The sequence below is a fragment of the Streptomyces sp. NPDC057302 genome (assembly GCF_042667685.1).
GTDB lineage: Bacteria > Actinomycetota > Actinomycetes > Streptomycetales > Streptomycetaceae > Streptomyces.
Window position 1 is genome coordinate 28,993 of record NZ_JBHUZJ010000064.1, and the last position, 19,395, is coordinate 48,387.

Annotated in this window: 1 protein-coding gene; it reads right to left on the bottom strand. The window is 72.5% G+C overall.

The features are described 5' to 3' along the window. Window positions 1-82 precede the first annotated feature (82 nt). On the bottom strand, window positions 83-19,360 hold the full coding sequence (locus tag ACFUPX_RS32650; protein ID WP_383330925.1) for a type I polyketide synthase: 19,278 nt from the start codon (window positions 19,358-19,360) through the stop codon (window positions 83-85). Between the last annotated feature and the right edge of the window lie 35 nt (window positions 19,361-19,395).

Sequence of the window (19,395 nt, forward strand, 5' to 3'; positions counted from 1 at the left end):
CCCCTCTGGGTGAGAGCCCGTACCCCGTGTTGATGAGAGTCCGTACCGGCTGGTCAGGTTGGTGAGAGTCCGTAATCGCTGGTCAGGACTTTCCGAGTTCCTCGTCGATGATGTCGAAGACGTCGTCGAGGGTTGCCGAGATCAAGTCGTCCTTCTCGGGCTCGGGTTCGCCCTCGTCCCAGGCGGACAGGAGCGAGCGGAGCCGCAGGCGGATGTCGCCGGCCAGGGCGTCGTTCGGGTCGAGCTTGGAGATGGTGACCGTCAGCTTGTTCAGCTCGCCGAGCACCGCGGCGGCGGGCGTGCCGTCGCCGGAGAGCACCGTCGTCCGCAGGTGGGCCGCGAGTGCCGTCGGGTTCGGATGGTCGAACACCAGGGTGGCGGGCAGCCGCGATTCGACCTCGGCGTCGAGCCTGTTGCGCAGTTCGACGGCCGTGAGCGAGTCGAAGCCGAGCTCCTTGAACGCCCGTTCCGCCTCGACGGCCTCCGGGCCGGGGAAGCCGAGCACGGCCGCGGTGTGGGTGCGGACGAGCTGCACCAGGGCCCGGTCCTGCTCCGCCTCGGTGAGGCCTGCGAGCCGCTGGGCGAGCGGGACCGTGCCTGATCCGTCGCCGTCGCCGGAGCGTGCGGACCGGCGGTTGGGCGTCGGGATCAGACCGCGCAGCAGCGGCCTCACCTGCTCCGGGTTGGCTCGTAGCGCGGCCAGGCTGAGCGCGGCGGGTACCGCGGTCGCGGTGCCGGTCGTGTGGGCCGCGTCGAACAGCGCCATGCCGTCCGCCGAGGACAGGGGGGTCATGCCGCCCCTGGCCATCCGCTGTACGTCGGCGTCGTCGAGGTGCCCGGTGATGCCGCTCGCCTCGGCCCACAGACCCCAGGCGAGCGAGGTCGCGGGCAGCCCCGCGGCCCTGCGGTGCTGGGCGAGGGCGTCGAGGAACGCGTTGGCCGCCGCGTAGTTGCCCTGGCCGGGGCCGCCGAACACACCGGCGGCCGCGGAGAACAGGACGAACGCCGTGAGGTCCCTGTCCAGGGTCAGCTCGTGCAGGTGCAGCGCCGCGTCTGCCTTGGGGCCGAACACCGCGTCGACGTGCGCCGGGGTCAGGGACTCGATCACGCTGTCGTCCAGGACGCCCGCCGTGTGGACGACGGCGGTCACGGGGTGCTCCGCGAGAAGCGCGGCGACCGCGTCACGGTCGCTGACGTCGCATCGGACGACCGTGACGCGTGCGCCCAGGTCGGCCAGTTCCCGGCGCAGTTCCTGCGCGCCCGGTGTCTCCGGGCCGCGCCTGCCGGTCAGTACGAGGTCACGTACTCCGTGGCGGGTGACGAGGTGCCGTGCGGTCACGCCGCCGAGGACGCCGAGGCCACCGGTGATGAGCACGGTGCTTTCGGGGGTGAAGGCCGGCTGCCGCTCGGGGGCGTCGGCCGGTGCGGTGAGCCGTGCGAGCCTGGCCACCGTGGCGATGCCGTTCCTGACGGCGACCTGCGGTTCTCCGGTCGCCACGGCGGCGGGGAGCCTGCGCAGCGACTTCTCGTCGCCGTCCACGTCGGCGAGCACGAACCGTTCCGGGTGTTCCGACTGGGCCGAGCGCACCAGGCCCCAGGCGGGAGCGCGCACCAGGTCCGGTACGGCGTCCTCCGGCCCGGCCGGTACCGCGCCGCTCGTCAGGAAGACGAGTCGCGATGCGGCGAACCGGTCGTCCGCGAGCCACTTCTGGAGCAGGTCGAGGGTGTGGTGCGTCGCCTCGCGAGGGGTTGTCGCACTCTCACCGGGCGTCACGGTCACACACCGCGGTACGGGCGCTCCGGCGTCGACGGCGGCCAGGAGTGCGGCCAGGTCGGCGTGTTCGTCGACCGGTTCGCCGGCCGCGGTGAGCGCGTGGGCGAGGAGGGCGGTGTCGCCGCCGATGACCGCCCAGCTGCCGGTCTCGGGAGCGGCGTCCGGCATGGGCACCCACTTCACCTCGAACAGCGAGTCGCGGTGGGCGGAGCGCGCCGCGTTGAGCTGGTCGGCGGAGAGGGGGCGCAAACTCAGTTCGTCGATGGCGGCGACCGGTTCGCCGGTCCCGTCGGTGACGAGCACCGCCACGGCGTCCACACCGACCGGCGTCAGCCGAACCCGCAGCTCCGTCGCTCCGGTCGCGAGGAGTCGCACTCCGGCCCAGGAGAACGGAAGCCCGTCCGCGCTCACTCCCAGCCCGACGGCTTGCAGCGCGGCGTCCAGGAGTGCCGGGTGCAGGCCGAAGCCTTCGTCGGCGAGTCCGTCGGGCAGCGCCACTTCGGCGAACACGGTGTCGCCCTTGCGCCAGGCGACCCGCAGGCCCTGGAAGGCGGGGCCGTGGCCGAGGCCGGAAGCGTGGGCGGTGGCGGTGGCGTAGTGATCGTCCAGGGCCACCGGTTCTGCTTCGTTCGGCGGCCAGGCGGCGAGGTCGTCGGTGACCGGGTGCGCGTCGGCCGTCAGGGTGCCGGTGGCGTGACGCGTCCACTCGCCGCCCTCGTCCCCTCGGGAGTCGACGGTGAACGCCCGCGTGCCCGACGCGTCGGGACCGTCGAGGCTGAGCCGTATCTGGACGCCGTCCCGTTCGGGCAGCACCAGGGGCGCTTCGAGGACCAGGTCGTCCAGGGAGGCGCAGCCGACGTGGTCGCCGGCGCGCAGCGCGAGGTCCACGTAGGCCGCTCCGGGGAGCACGGCGGTGTCCCGTACGCGGTAGTCGGCGAGCCAGGGGTGGGTGCGCAGCGACAGCCTGCCGCTGAACACGAGGCTCTCGGAGTCGGCGAGTTCGGTGACGGCGGCGAGCAGGGGGTGCTCCACGCGGCCGAGGCCCGCCGAGGTCACGTCGCCGGACGCGGTGGGGGACGTGGTGGGCCAGAACCGCTTGCGCTGGAACGGGTACGTGGGAAGGTCCACGCGCCGGGCGTCGGGCAGCGGCCAGTCCACCCGGCCGCCGCGTACGAACAGTCTGCCGGCCGAGTTCAGGAGCCGGTCGAGGCCGCCGTCGCCGCGCCGCAGCGAGCCGACCACCAGGCCGTCGGAGCCGGCCAGTTCACCGAGTCCGGCCACCAGGACCGGGTGCGGGCTGACCTCGACGAAGGTGGTGAAGCCTTCCGCCACCAGGGTGGAGACGGCGTCCGCGAACTCCACCGTCTGCCGCAGGCTGCGATACCAGTAGGCGGCGTCCAGGCCACGGGTGTCCAGCCAGCCGCCGGTCAGCGGCGAGTAGTACGGCACGTCGCCGGAACGCGGCGTCACGTCCGCGAGGCCTGCCAGGATCTCCGCCTCGACGCGCTCGACGTGGTGGGAGTGCGGGGCGTAGTCCGCCTGGACCCGCCGCGCCCACACGCCTTGTTCGGCGCAGACCTCCATCAGTTCGTCCAGCGCGCCGGCGTCACCGGAGACGACGACCGATGCGGGGCCGTTCACCACGCCGACGGCGAGCTGTCCGTCCCACCTCGCGAGGAGTTCCCGTACGTCGTCCGCACCGAGGGCGACCGAGACCATGCCGCCCTGGCCCGCGAGGGCGGTCAGTGCCTTGCTCCGCAGGACGGCGAGGCGCGCCGCGTCCCGCAGGGAGAGGGCGCCCGCGACGCATGCCGCGGCGATCTCGCCCTGGGAGTGGCCGAGCACGGCGCTCGGCTCGACGCCCCAAGACCGCCAGGTGGCGGCGAGGGACACCATCACCGCGAACAGGGCGGGCTGGACCACGTCGAGACGCTCCATCAGGTCCGGGTCACGGATCGCGTCGAGGAGCGACCAGTCGACGTGCTCGCCCAGCGCCTGCGCGCACTCCTCCATCCTCGTACGGAACTCCGTTGAGGTGTCGAGCAGTTCGAGGGCCATGCCGAGCCACTGCGTGCCGTGGCCGGGGAAGACGAACACCGTGCCGGTGCCGCGGTTTCCGGTCGCGCCGGTCACGAGGTTCGGTGCCTCGCGGCCTTCGGCCAGGGCGCTCAGGCCGGTGCGGAACTCTGCCGGGTCGAGCCCGACCACCACGGCCCGGTGGTCGAACACCGAGCGGGACCGCAGCGAGTGGGCGATGTCGGCGACCGACACGTCCCCGTCGGCTCGGCCGCACTCCTCGCGGAGTCGGGCCGCCTGTTCGCGCAGCGCTTCGGGGGACCGCGCCGACAGCACCCACGGCACGACTCCGGGTTCGCCGGGCTCCCCCGACGCGATCTCGGAGGGTGACGCCTCGGGGGCCTGCTCGATGATGGTGTGCGCGTTGGTTCCGCTGAACCCGAACGACGACACACCCGCCCGCCAGGGCCGGTCCACGTCGGGCCACTCGTGCAGGTCGGTGAGCAGTTCCATCGCTCCCGCCGACCAGTCCACGTGCGACGACGGCTCGGTGACGTGCAGCGTCCTTGGCAGTACGCCGTGCCGCATCGCCATCACCATCTTGATGACGCCCGCGACGCCCGCGGCGGCCTGGGTGTGGCCGATGTTGGACTTCACCGAGCCCAGCCACAGCGGCCGGTCGGCGGGGCGGTCCTGGCCGTAGGTGGCGAGCAGGGCCTGGGCCTCGATCGGGTCGCCGAGGGTGGTGCCGGTGCCGTGTGCCTCGACCGCGTCCACGTCGGAGGGTGCCAGGCCCGCACTCGCGAGCGCCTGGCGGATGACGCGCTGCTGCGAGGGGCCGTTCGGGGCGGTCAGGCCGTTGGACGCGCCGTCCTGGTTGACGGCGGATCCGCGTACGACGGCGAGGACTTGGTGGCCGTTGCGCCGGGCGTCGGAGAGACGCTCGACGATCAGCATGCCGATGCCCTCGCCCCAGCCGGTGCCGTCGGCGCTGTCGGAGAACGCCTTGCACCGGCCGTCCACGGAGAGGCCGCGCTGGCGGCTGAACTCGATGAACGCGCCCGGCGTCGACATCACCGTCACGCCGCCCGCGAGGGCCAGTTCGCACTCCCCCGACCGCAGTGCCTGCGCCGCCAGGTGCAGTGCCACCAGGGACGACGAGCACGCCGTGTCCACGGTGACGGCCGGGCCTTCGAGGCCGAACGTGTACGAAAGACGGCCGGACATGACGCTCGCCGCACTGCCCGTCGCGACATGCCCGCCCACGTCCTCGACGGCATCGCCGAGGAGCATCCCGTAGTCCTGCACGTTCGAGCCGACGAATACGCCGACGCGCTCGCCGCGGACCGAGTTCGGCTCGATGCCCGCGCGCTCGAAGGCCTCCCAGGAGGTTTCCAGGAGCAGTCGCTGCTGCGGGTCCATCGCGAGGGCCTCGCGCGGCGAGGTCCCGAAGAAGGTCGCGTCGAAGTCCGCCACCTGGTCGAGGAAGGCGCCCCTGCGCGAGTACGTCGTGCCGATGCCCGCGGGGTCCGGGTCGTACAGGGCCTCCAGGTCCCAGCCCCGGTCGGCCGGGAAGTCCGTCACCGCGTCACCGCCCGACAGGAGCACCTGCCACAGGTCCTCGGGGCTGGTGACGCCTCCGGGGTACCGGCACGCCATCGCCACGATCGCGATCGGCTCGTCGGTCACGGCCGGCCGTGCGGTGTCCGGCGTCAGGGGTGCTGCGCCGTGCGGTTCCAGGACCGCCGAGAGCAGGTGGTCGGCGAGCGCGGCGGGGGTGGGGTAGTCGAAGACCACGGTCGCGGGCAGGGTCAGGCCGGATGCGGCCGCGAGGCCGTTGCGCAGTTCCACGGCGGTCAGCGAGTCGAAGCCCAGGTCGCGGAAGGCCCGGTCGGGGTCGACGGCGCCGGCCGTGGTGTGCCCCAGGACGGTGGCTGCCTGCGCCACCACCAGGGCGCGCACCAGTTCGCCCTGCTTGGCCGCGTCCAGGCCGGTGAGCCGGCCCCGGAGCTCCGCACCCTCCTGGTCGGATCCCTGCGACCCGGTGGACCCGCCGGTGGACCCGTCGGCTCCGGTGGTACGGCCCGCGACCGCGTCACGTGCTTCGGCGAGGTCGGCGAGCAGCGGGCTCGGCCTGCCGATGGTGAACGCGGGGGCGAATCGCTCCCAGTCGACGTCCGCCACGACCGTGCTCGCCATGCTGCCGCCGACCGCGTCGGCGATGGCTCCCACCGCGAGCTCGGGCGCCAGGGCCAGGAGGCCGCGCCGGGAGAGCTGGCGCTGTGCCTCGTCGTCGGCCATCCCGCCGCCGCCCCAGGGGCCCCAGGCCACGGCTGTGCCCGGCAGGCCGTGCGCGGTGCGGTGCTCGGCGAGCGCGTCGAGGTAGGCGTTGGCCGCGCTGTAACCGACCTGGTTGCCGCTGCCCCAGATGCCGGCGATCGAGGAGTACGAGACGAACGCGTCGAGCGGCGTGTCGGCGAGCAGTTCGTGCAGGTGCGCGGCGCCCGCCACCTTGGCGCCGACCACGTCGGCGAAGCGCGCGAGGTCGGTCTCCTCCACCGGGGTGCTGTCGTTGAGTCCTGCGGTGTGTACGACTGCGGCGACCTGGTCCCCGGCGGCGGCAAGGCCGTCGAGCAGGGCGGCGAGCCCGTCCCGGTCCGCGATGTCGACGGCGGCGATCGTGACGCGTGCGCCGAGGCCGACCAGCTCGGCCTCCAGCTCGGCGGCGCCCTCGGCCTCGCTGCCGCGACGGCTCACCAGGACGATGTGGTCGGCGCCGTGCGCCGCCGACCACCGGGCGGCCCTTGCGCCCAGGGCGCCGAGACCGCCGGTCACCAGGACCGTCCCGCGCGGCGTCCAGCCGGAGCCGGAATCCGTCGCGGCCGGGTCGGCGCGGCGCAGGCGGCGTGCGAACACGTCGCCCCCGCGTACGGCGACCTGGTCCTCGGCCCCTCCCAGAAGCCCGCACAGCCGTGCGGCCGCCTGCTGGTCCACCGTCTCCGGCAGATCGGCCAACCCGCCCCAGCGAGAGGTGAGTTCGAGCGCCGCGGCCCGGCCAAGACCCCACACCATCGACTGCCCGAAGCCTGCAACCGTGTCACCCTCGGCCGCCGCCACCGCATTGAACGTCACGCACCACAGCGGCGCCTGTACGTTCGCGTCGCCGAGCGCCTGGATCAGCGCGAGGGTGGCTGCCACCCCGTTCGGCACCGCGGGGTGGTCGGAGTGCGGCGACTCGTCGAAGGCCAGCAGCGACAGGACTCCGCCGACCTCTTCGTCCCGCGCGGCAACCCGTTCGAATGCCGTCCGCAGTGCGTCGGCGAGGCTCGCGCGGTCCGTGCCCTCGGCCTCGACCACGGAGAGTGCCAGGCCGCTGGCCTTGAGCAGCTCGCTCAGGGCGTGGGCGCGCTCGTCACCGGTGGGCACGACGACCAGCCAGGTGCCCGAGGGGGGCGTCGTCGCCGGGACTCCGACGGACTTCCAGCCGACGGTGTAACGCCACTTGTCCAAGGTGGACTTCTCGTGGCTCCGGCGCCGCCACGACGTCAGGAGCGGCAGCACGGCGCGGAGCGAGTCGGTCTCGCCGTCGTCGGTGATGCCCAGGGACGACGCGAGCGCGGTCGCCTCCTCGCTCTCCACCGCGGCCCAGAACCGCGCCTCGTCCGCGTTCGGCGCGGCCTCGGCGACGACGGCGGGCGCGGCGTCCATCCAGTAGCGCCGACGCTGGAACGCGTACGTCGGCAGATCGACGCGCTGAGCCCCGCTGCCCGCGAAGTACGCGGCCCAGTCGACCGCCACACCTCGCGTATGCAGGGCGGCCACCGTGGTCACCAGCGCGGGCTCCTCGGCCCTGTCCGCACGCAACGCGGGCAGGAACACCGCATCAGGCGCACAGCCAAGCCCCAGCGCGGACAGCGTTCCGCCCGGACCGATCTCGACGAATACCTCGGCGCCTTGCTCGCGCAACGCCACCACCGCGTCGTGGAATCGTACGGACTCCCGCACGTGGCGCACCCAGTACTCGGGGGAGGCGAGTTCTTCGGAGGTAGCGAGCACGCCGGTCAGCGTGGACACGATCGGGATCGCGGGAGCCTCGTACGACACACCGTCCAGAACCCGGCGGAAGTCCTCCAGCATCGGGTCCATGAGCGGCGAATGGAAGGCATGGCTGACCTTGAGACGGGACACCTTCCGGCCCGCCTCGCGCCACCGCTCGGCGACCGCCTCCACGTCGGCGGTGACACCGGAGACGACCACCGAGTTCGGGCCATTGACCGCAGCAATGCCCACGGTCTCCGGCAGGTCGGCGGCGACCTCGGCCTCAGAGGCCTGGATCGCGACCATCGCGCCACCGGACGACAACGCCTGCATCAACCCCGCACGCGCCGACACCACCTTCACCGCATCAGCCAACGACCACACACCAGCCACATGCGCGGCAGCCAACTCACCGATCGAGTGCCCTGCCAGCACGTCGGGCCGCACACCCCACGACTGCAGAAGCCGGAAGAGCGCGACCTCGACGGCGAACAGCGCGGGCTGCGTCACACCGGTCTCGTTCAGCGCATCGGCATCCTCACCGAAGAGGACTTCGCGCACCGCCGGATCGAACTCCGCGAGGACCGCGTCCAGGGCCTCGGCGAACACCGGGAAACGAGCCGCCAGTTCGCGGCCCATGCCGATCCGCTGCGAACCCTGGCCCGAGAACAGGAATCCCAACCGGCCGGGCTCACCCGCGACTCCCCCGACCACGGCACCGGTCGTCCGGCCGTCGGCCACGGCCGTCAGGGCCGCCAGGAACTCGGACCGGTCGGCGGCCACCACCACGGCACGGTGGTCCAGTACCGACCGTGACGCGAGCGAATAGCCGATGTCGATCGGTGCGTGTGCGTCCACCAGGGGCAGCAGGCGCTCGGCCTGGTCGCGCAGGGCGGCCTCGTCGCCCGCCGACAGCATCCACGGCACCAAGCCGTCACGTACCGGCTCCGGAGCCTTCTCCGGTTCGGCTGTCGGGGCTTGTTCGATGATGGCGTGGGCGTTGGTGCCGCTGAATCCGAACGACGACACACCCGCTCGCCACGGCCGGTCCGCGGTGGGCCACTCGCGCTGATCGGTGAGCAGCTCCACCTCGCCCGCCGTCCAGTCGACGTGCGGTGACGGCTCGTCGGCGTGGAGGGTGCGGGGCAGTACGCCGTGCCGCATCGCCATGACCATCTTGATGACGCCCGCGACTCCTGCGGCGGCCTGGGTGTGACCGATGTTGGACTTCACCGAGCCCAGCCACAACGGCCGGTCGGCGGGGCGGTCCTGGCCGTAGGTGGCCAGCAGTGCCTGCGCCTCGATCGGGTCGCCCAGCTTCGTGCCCGTGCCATGTGCCTCGACCGCGTCCACGTCGGACGGCGTGAGGCCCGCACTCGCGAGCGCCTGGCGGATGACGCGCTGCTGCGAGGGCCCGTTCGGGGCGGTCAGGCCGTTGGACGCACCGTCCTGGTTGACGGCTGAGCCACGGATGACGGCCAGGACCGGATGCCCGTTGCGTTGGGCGTCCGAGAGCCGCTCGACGAAGAGCATGCCGACGCCCTCGCCCCAGCTGGTGCCGTCGGCGCCCGCTCCGAATGCCTTGCAGCGGCCGTCCAGCGAGAGGCCGCGCTGGCGGCTGAACTCGATGAAGGCGCCCGGCGTCGACATCACCGTCACACCACCGGCAAGCGCCAGCTCGCACTCCCCCGTCCGCAGCGCCTGCACCGCCAGGTGCAGCGCCACCAGGGACGACGAGCACGCCGTGTCCACGGTGACGGCCGGGCCTTCGAAGCCGAAGGTGTACGACAGTCGTCCCGAGGCCACACTGGCCGCGTTGCCGGTCGCCACGTAACCACCCACGTCATCGGCGGCTGCGCCGAGGACAAGGCCGTAGTCCTGGGCGTTCGACCCGACGAACACGCCGACGCGTTCACCGCGCAGTGACGCCGAGTCGACGCCGGCGCGCTCGAGGAGTTCCCAGGAGGTTTCGAGGAGCAGGCGCTGCTGGGGGTCCATGGCAAGGGACTCGCGCGGCGAGATCCCGAAGAAGCCCGCGTCGAACCCGCTCACGTCCGACATGAACGCGCCGGAGCGCAGGTAGGTGGTCCCCACCGAGTCCGGGTCGGGGTCGTAGAGCGCCTCCACGTCCCAGCCGCGGTCGGTCGGGAACTCCGTCACGGCGTCCCCGCCCGACAGGAGGAAGTTCCAGAGGTCTTCGGGGCCGGTCACGCCGCCGGGGTAGCGGCAGGCCATCGACACGATCGCGATCGGCTCGTCGGTCACACCGGAGACGGCGACCGAGGCGGAAGCGGTGGGTGTCGCGTCCGCTCCGCACAGCTCGACGCGCAGGTAGGCAGCGAGGGCGGCGGCCGTGGGGTAGTCGAACACCAGGGTCGCGGGCAGGGCGATGCCGGTGGCGTCGCGGAGCCGGGAGCGCAGCTCAACGGCCGTCAACGAGTCGAAGCCGAGCTCCTTGAACGCACGTGTCGGAGAGAAGGCGTCACCGGACACGTGACCCAGCACGGCGGCAGCCTCGTACCGCACGAGATCGGTGAGCTGTCGCTCCTGCTCGGCCTCGTCGAGGCCCGCAAGGCGCTGCGCGAGAGCCGATGTGCCGCCCTGTTCGGCGGGAGCGGCGGCGAACGCAGCCTGGACGTCGGGCAGTTCGCCGAGGAGGGAGCTCGGGCGCTGCGCCATGAACGTACCCGCGAACCGGGTCCAGTCGACGTCGGCGACGACGACGTTCCCTTCCCCGCGCTCCAAGGCCGTGGCCAGGCCCGCTATCGCCACATCAGGGGCCATCGTCGCCAGGCCCCAGCGGTGCAGCTGTGTCGCCTGCTCGGCGGTCGCGACCATGCCGCCACCGCCCCACGGGCCCCATGCGACGGCCGTGGCAGGCAGGCCCGCGGCTCGGCGGTGGTCGGCGAGTGCGTCGAGGTAGGCGTTGGCAGCGGCGTAGGCACCCTGCCCGCTGCTGCCCCACACGCCGGCGATGGACGAGAACAGCACGAAGGCGTCCAACTGCGTGTCGGCGAGCAACTCGTGCAGGTTCCGCGCGCCGTCGACCTTGGCGGTCAGTACGTCGCTGAACTCGGCGAGGTCGTCCGGATCGAGGTCGGCGATGGCGGCCGAGCGCTCGATGCCTGCCGCGTGGACGACCGCCGTGAGCGGAAGCTCGGCGGGCACGGACGCGAGCACGTCCGCCAGCGCGTCCCGGTCGGCCGCGTCACAGGCCGCGATCGTGACCCGGGCGCCCAACGCGGTCAGCTCCGCGCACAGTTCCTCCGCGCCTTCGGCCTCAAGGCCGCGTCTGCTGGTCAGCAGCAGGTGCTCGGCGCCCTTGCCCACCAGCCACCTGGCGACGTGGGCGCCCAGGGCGCCGGTGCCGCCGGTGACCAGGACGGTGCCGCGCGGCGACCAGCCGTCGACGGGCGCCTTGCCCACCGGGGCGGTGAGCAGCCTGCGGCTCAGGAGCTTGCCGCCGCGCAGCGCGACCTGGTCCTCGCCATGTGTTCCTGCGAGCACCGAAGCCAGCAGATCGCCGGTCCCGTCGTCGAGCGTCTCGGGCAGGTCCACGAGGCCGCCCCAGCGGCCGGGCTGCTCCAACGCGGCGACTCGGCCAAGGCCCCAGAGCATCGACTGCTCGAACCCGGCGACCTCATCGTCCGCACCGACGGAGACCGCACCCGACGTCAGGCACCACAGCGGCACCTCCGCCCCACCGAGGCCCTGCAACAGCCCCACCGTGGCCGCGACACCCACGGGCACAGACGATGCCGTGTCCGCGTCGGCGAACCCCAGCAGCGACACCACGCCACTCAGAGCCGACGGGTCGGTCAGCAGCTGTGCCCAGTCGGCCGCCGCCTCCGGGTCCACCTCCAGGACGCGGACGTCGGCACCATTGCGGGTCAGCGCGTCGTCGAGCCAGCTGGCGCGCTCCTCACCGGCGGGGGTGACGATCAGCCAAGTCCCGTTCATTTGAGCGGACTTGGCGGTCAGGGGACGCCAGTCGATCCGGTACCGCCAGCCATCGGCGGTCGACATGTCCCGCTGCTTACGACGCCACGCGGACAGGCGGGGCAGTACCGCACTGAGCGGGTCGTCGGACGAAACATCCAGCGTGCGGGCGAGATCCGCGATGTCGCCCTCTTCCACGACCTCCCAGAAACGTGCCTCCACCGGCGATATTCGCTCGCCGCCCTTGTCGGCATCGGGAGTGTCCAGCCAGAAGCGTTCACGCTGGAACGCGTACGTCGGCAGGTCGACCCGCCGCGTGCCACGGCCGGCGAAGAACGCCTCCCAGTCCACGTCGGCGCCACGTACGTGCAACTGCCCGACAGCCGTAGTGGCGGCCACCGCCTCCGGGCGATCGCCACGAAGAGTCGGTACGAAGGCCGCTTCCGGAGCGGACTCCTGGCCCAGCGCGGACAGCGTCCCACCGGGGCCGACCTCGACGAACGTGGTCACGCCCTCGTCCCGCAACGTGCTCACCGCGTCGGCGAATCGCACGCATTCCCGCACGTGGCGCACCCAGTACTCCGGCGACGTCAGCTCTTCGGCTGTGGCACGGACGCCGGTCAGCATCGACACGATCGGGATCGCGGGAGCCTCGTACGAGACGTCTTCCAGTACCCGGCGGAAGTCATCCAGCATCGGGTCCATCAGCGGCGAGTGGAAGGCGTGGCTCACCTTCAGGCGAGACACCTTCCGGCCCGCCGCACGCCAGCCCTCCGCAACCGCCTCAACATCAGCGGCAACACCCGAGATGACCACCGAGGTCGGGCCGTTGACCGCGGCGATGCCGACCGTCTCCGGGAGGTCCGACGCCACCTCGGCCTCGGTCGCCTGGATCGCCACCATCGCGCCACCGGACGGCAGCGCCTGCATCAGCCCGGCACGCGCCGACACCACCGCAGCGGCGTCCGCCAAGGACCACACACCGGCCACGTGTGCGGCGGCCAGCTCACCGATCGAGTGCCCGGCAAGGACGTCGGGACGCACACCCCACGACTCAAGGAGCCTGAACAGCGCCACCTCGACCGCGAACAACGCGGGCTGCGTCACCCCGGTCTCGTTGAGTGCCTCGGCGTCCTCACCGAACAACACGCCACGCACCGCCGGGTCGAACTCACCCAACGCGGCGTCCAGTGCATCGGCGAACACCGGGAAACGGGCGGCCAGTTCACGGCCCATGCCGAGCCGCTGCGAGCCCTGACCCGAGAACAGGAAGCCAAGCCGGTGCGGCGACGCCTCGCCGGTCATGACACCCGCGCCGCCACGCCCCTCGGCGAGAGCGGTCAGAGCCGACCGGAAGTCGTCGGGCTCCGCGGCGACCACCACCGCGCGGTGCTCAAGCGCTGCCCGCGAGAAGACCAGCGCGCGGGCCACGTCCGCCACCGCCACGTCCGGCGTTCCGTCCACGAAGGACGTGAGCCGCGCGGCCTGCTCCCGCAGCCCTTCGGGGCTCTTGGCCGACAGCGTCCACGGGACGACCGTGCCGGCCGGAAGCGGCTCCGGGGCCTCTTCCTGCTCGGCCTCCACGGTCCGCGGGGCCTGCTCGATGATGGCGTGCGCGTTCGTGCCGCTGAAGCCGAACGACGACACACCCGCCCGCCACGGCTGCCCGGTCTCCGGCCACGGCCGGGTCTCCGTCAAAAGCTCCACCGCACCGGCGGACCAGTCCACGTGAGGTGAGGGTTCGTCCGCGTGCAGGGTGCGCGGCAGGACGCCGTGCCGCATCGCCATGACCATCTTGATCACACCCGCCACACCGGCGGCCGCCTGCGTGTGACCGATGTTGGACTTGATCGAGCCGAGCCACAACGGACGGTCCGCGGCGCGGTCCTGGCCGTATGTCGCGAGGAGGGCCTGCGCCTCGATCGGGTCGCCCAGCTTGGTGCCGGTGCCGTGGGCTTCGACCGCGTCCACGTCGGACGGCGCGAGGCCGGTGGCCTCCAGCGCGGCCCGGATGACCCGCTGCTGCGAGGGGCCGTTCGGTGCGGTCAGGCCGTTGGACGCGCCGTCCTGGTTGACTGCGGATCCCCGTACGACGGCGAGGACTTGGTGGCCGTTGCGCTGGGCATCGGACAGGCGCTCGACGAGCAGCATGCCGATGCCCTCGCCCCAGCCGGTGCCGTCCGCGTCCGCCCCGAAGGCCTTGCAGCGGCCGTCGACCGAGAGGCCGCGCTGCCGGCTGAACTCCACGAACGCGGCGGGCGTGGACATCACCGTCACGCCACCCGCGAGCGCCAGTTCGCACTCGCCCTTCCGCAGGGCCTGTACCGCGAGGTGCAGGGCGACCAGGGACGACGAGCACGCCGTGTCCACGGTGACGGCCGGGCCTTCGAGTCCGAACGTGTACGACAGGCGGCCGGAGATGACACTCGCCGCGCTGCCGGTGCCGAAGTAGCCGTCGACGCTGTCCGGCGCGGCCATCATCAGCGTTGTGTAGTCCTGGCCGTTCGTACCGACGAACACGCCCGACCTGCTGCCCCGCAGCGAGTCGGGGTCGATGCCCGCGCGCTCGAAGGCCTCCCAGGAGGTCTCCAGGAGCAGTCGCTGCTGCGGGTCCATCGCGAGGGCCTCACGCGGCGAGATCCCGAAGAGCGTCGGGTCGAAGTCCGCCACGTGGTCGAGGAACGCTCCCTTGCGGGAGTACGACGTGCCGATGCCCGCCGCGTCCGGGTCGGGGTTGTACAGCCCCTCGATGTCCCAGCCTCGGTCGGTCGGGAAGTCCGTGACCGCGTCCTCGCCCGAAAGGAGCACCTGCCACAGGTCCTCCGGGCTCGCCACACCGCCGGGGTAACGGCAGGCCATCGCCACGATCGCGATCGGCTCGTCGGTCACACCGGAGACGGCGGCGGGGACGGCGGCGGTGGGGGCCGCTCCGGACAGTTCAGTGCGCAGGTATGCGGCCAGGGTGGCGGCCGTCGGGTAGTCGAACACCACGGACGCGGGCAGGGCGACGCCGGTGGCCTCGCTCAGCCGGGCACGCAGCTCCACAGCCGTCAGCGAGTCGAAGCCGAGCTCCCGGAAGGCGCGCGTGGCGGAGAACGCGTCGGCGGAGGCATGGCCGAGCACGGCGGCAGCCTCGTACCGGACAAGATCGGTGAGCTGGCGCTCCTGTTCAGCCTCGTCGAGACCCGCGAGGCGCTGTGCGAGAGCCGACGCGCCGCCCTGCTCGACGGGAGCGGCCTCGAACGCGGCCTGGACCTCGGGGAGTTCACTCAGGAGCGCGCTCGGGCGCTGGGCCATGAAGGTGGCGGCGAACCGGGTCCAGTCGACGTCGGCGACGGTGACCTTGCCGTCGCCCTGTTCGACGGCAGAGCCGAGTGCGGCGAGCGCGGCGTCGGGGGCCATCGTGGTCAGGCCCAGGCGCTGGAGGTGGGTGGCCTGCCCGGAGTCCTCGACCATGCCGCCGCCGCCCCACGGGCCCCATGCGACGGCGGTGGCGGGCAGACCCGCCGCCTTTCGGTGGTCCGCGAGGGCGTCCAGGTAGGCGTTGGCCGCTCCATAGGCGGCCTGGCCGCCGCTGCCCCACACGCCGGCGATGGACGAGAACAGTACGAATGCGTCCAACTCCGTGTCGGCAAGCAGTTCGTGCAGGTTCCGCGCGCCGTCGACCTTGGCAGCGAGGACCTCGGAGAACCCGGTGAGGTCGGCCGGGTCGAGGTCGGCGAGGGCTGCCGAGCGCTCGACGCCCGCCGTGTGCACGACGGCGGTGAGCTGCGGGACGCTCTCCAGCAGGGCAGCGACGGCGTCCCGGTCGGCCACGTCACAGGTGGCGAACGTGACCTGGGCGCCCAACTCGACGAGCTCGGCCTCCAGTTCCTCCGCCCCTGGGGCGGCCCGGCCGCGGCGGGCGGCCAGCACGATGTGCTCGGCTCCGTGCGTCGCCAGCCAGCGCGCCACGTGGCCGCCGAGGGCGCCGGTGCCGCCGGTGACCAGGACCGTGCCGCGCGGCGACCAGCTCTCTCCGGAGGAGTCGCCCAGCGGGGCGGGCACCAGCCTGCGGCCGAGGATCTCGTTGCCGCGCAGGGCGATCTGGTCTTCGCCGGTCGCCGGGGCGAAGCCGGGCTCAAGGACGGAGGCGAGGAGGTCTCCGGTCGTCTCGTCGTACGTCTCGTCGTACGTCTCGTCCTGCGTCCCGCCGTCCTGTGTGGGCAGGTCGATCAAGCCGCCCCAGCGGCCGGGGTGTTCCAGCGCGGCGACTCGGCCAAGACCCCAGAGCATCGACTGCTCGAACCCGTCGACCTCATCGTCCGCACCGACGGAGACCGCACCCGACGTCAGGCACCACAGCGGCACATCCGCCGCACCGAGAGCCTGCAACAGCCCCACCGTGGCCGCGACACCCACGGGCACAGACGATGACGCCGTGTCCGCGTCGGCGAACCCCAGCAGCGAGACGACTCCACCCAGAGACGGCAGCCCGCCCAACTGCTCCGCCCAGTCGACGGTCTCCGGGTCCACCTCCAGGACGCGGACGTCCGCACCGTTCCGGGCCAGCGCGTCGCCGACCCACCCCGCACGCCCCTCACCGGCAGGGGTGACGACCAGCCAAGAACCGTCAAGGCGGCGTGACTTGGCCGTCAAGGGACGCCAGTCGACCCGATACCGCCAGCCATCGGCGATCGACATGTCCCGCTGCTTACGACGCCACGCGGACAGGCGGGGCAGTACCGCACTGAGCGGGTCGTCGGACGACACACCCAGCGTGCGGGCGAGATCCGCGGGATCGCCCTCCTCCACGACCTCCCAGAAACGTGCTTCCACCGGCGATATTCGCTCGCCGCTCTCCTCGGCGACCGGCGCGTCCAGCCAGTAGCGCTCGCGCTGGAACGCGTACGTCGGCAGGTCGACCCGCCGCGCGCCGCTGCCGTCGAACAGGGCGGGCAGGTCCACCGGCACACCGCGTACGTGCAGTTGGCCGATGGCGGTGGTCAGTGCGACGAGTTCGGGGCGGTCGCCGCGCAGGGCGGGTACGAAGGCGGCCTCCGGGGCGTTGAGCTGCCCGAGACCGGAGAGGACGCCACCGGGGCCGATCTCCAGGAAGACATCGGCGCCCTGCTCGCGCAGCCCCACGACCGCACCGTGGAACCGCACGGCCTCGCGCACGTGCCGTACCCAGTACTCCGCCGAACCCAGTTCCTCCGCGGAGGCCGCACGGCCGGTCAGCGTCGACACGATCGGGATCGCGGGAGCCTCGTACGACACACCATCGAGAACCCTGCGGAAGTCCTCCAGCATCGGGTCCATCAACGGCGAGTGGAAGGCGTGGCTGACCTTGAGGCGAGACACCTTGCGGCCCGCCTCGCGCCACCGCTCGGCGACCGCCTCCACGTCGGCGGTGACACCGGAGACGACCACTGAATCCGGTCCGTTGATCGCAGCAATGCCCACGGTCTCAGGGAGGTCCGCCGCGACTTCATCCTCGGACGCCTGGATCGCGACCATCGCGCCACCAGAGGGCAGCGCCTGCATCAAGCCGGCGCGCGCCGACACCACCTTCACGGCGTCAGCCAGCGACCAAACACCAGCCACGTGCGCGGCAGCCAACTCACCGATCGAGTGCCCCGCCAGCACGTCAGGGCGTACGCCCCACGACTCAAGAAGCCTGAACAGCGCCACCTCAACCGCGAACAGCGCGGGCTGGGTCACCCCGGTCTCGTTCAGCGCATCAGCATCCTCACCGAACAACACCTCACGCACCGCCGGGTCGAACTCACCCAGCACCGCATCCAGCGCCGCCGCGAACACCGGGAAACGAGCCGCCAGTTCACGACCCATGCCGAGCCGCTGCGAACCCTGACCCGAGAACAGGAAACCCAACCGGTGCGGCGATGCCTCGCCCAGGACCACGCCGGGGCCGCCGCGCCCCTCGGCGAGAGCGGTGAGGCGGTCGGTGGTGGTGGTCCTGTCCTCGGCGAGGAGTACCGCGCGGTGTTCGAACAGGGACCGGGTCGTGGCCAGTGAGAGGCCGACGCCCGCGGGGTCGAAGTCGGCGGAGGCCGCCACCGCGGACCGGAGGCGGTCGGCCTGCGCGCGCAGTGCGTCGGGGGTCCGCGCGGACAGCACCCAGGGCGTGACGGCGGGGGCCGGCAGCTCGGCGGTAGCTGTGGGTGCCGGAGTGGCGGTGTCGGCCGTGGGCGCCGGTTCGGGGGCGGGCGGCTCCTCCAGGATGACGTGGGCGTTCGTGCCGCTGACGCCGAACGAGGACACGCCGACGCGGCGCGGCTCGTCGGCCTGCGGCCACGGCCGGCCCTCGGTCAGCAGCTCCACGGAACCCGCCGACCAGTCGACGTGGCTGCTTGGCTCGTCGACGTGCAGGGTCTTGGGCAGCACTCCGTGCCGCATCGCCATGACCATCTTGATGATGCCGCCGGCGCCGGCCGCCGCCTGGGAGTGGCCGATGTTCGACTTCAGCGAACCCAGCCACAGCGGCCGGTCGGCTGCCCGCTCCGCGCCGTAGGTCGCGATGAGGGCCTGCGCCTCGATCGGGTCGCCGAGCGTGGTGCCGGTGCCGTGTGCCTCGACCGCGTCCACCTGCGCCGCCGTCAGACGCGCGCTGGCCAGGGCCTGGTTGATCACCGTCTGCTGGGCCGGGCCGTTCGGCGCGGTCAGGCCGTGGGACGCGCCGTCCTGGTTCACCGCCGAGCCGCGGATGACCGCGAGGATGGGGTGGCCGTTGCGCTGTGCGTCGGAGAGCCGCTCCACCAGGAGCATGCCGACGCCTTCTCCCCAGCCGGTGCCGTCGGCGCTGTCGGAGAACGCCTTGCAGCGGCCGTCGACGGAGAGGGCGCGCTGCCTGCTGTACTCGACGAACGTGCGCGGGGTGGACATGAAGGTGGCACCGCCCGCGAGGGCCAGCGAGCACTCGTCGCGGCGCAGCGCCACCATCGCGAGGTGCAGGGCGACGAGGGACGACGAGCACGCCGTGTCCACCGTCACGGCGGGTCCGGTGAGGCCGAGCGTGTAGGCGATCCGGCCGGAGGCGATGCTGCCCGCGCTGCCGTTGGCGAGGAAGCCCTCGAACCCTTCGGGCGCCTGCGGCAGGCGCGTCGCGTAATCGTTGTACATCACGCCCGCGAACACGCCGGTTCTGGTGTCTCTGGCCTGCGCCGGGTCGATGCCCGCCCGCTCGAACGCCTCCCACGACGTCTCCAGAAGCAGCCGCTGCTGCGGGTCCATCGCGGCGGCCTCGCGCGGGCTGACCCCGAAGAACGCGGGGTCGAAGCCGGTGGCGCCTTGCAGGAATCCGCCGTGCCGGGTGATGGAGGTGCCCGCGTGGTCGGGGTCGGGGTCGTAGAGGGATTCGACGTCCCAGCCGCGGTCGTCGGGGAACTCGACCACGGCGTCGCGGCCCTCGGAGACCAACTGCCAGAGGTCTTCGGGTGATTCGACGCCACCGGGGTAGCGGCAGCTCATCCCGATGATGGCGACGGGCTCGTTCTCCCGCTCCTCGACCTCGCGCAGGCGTCGGCGTGCGGTGCGCAGATCGGTGGTGGCCCGCTTGAGGTAATCGCGGAGCTTGTCCTCGTTCTGCTGCATCTGGCGTGTGCTCCTTACGGCGGTGCGGGGGAGAT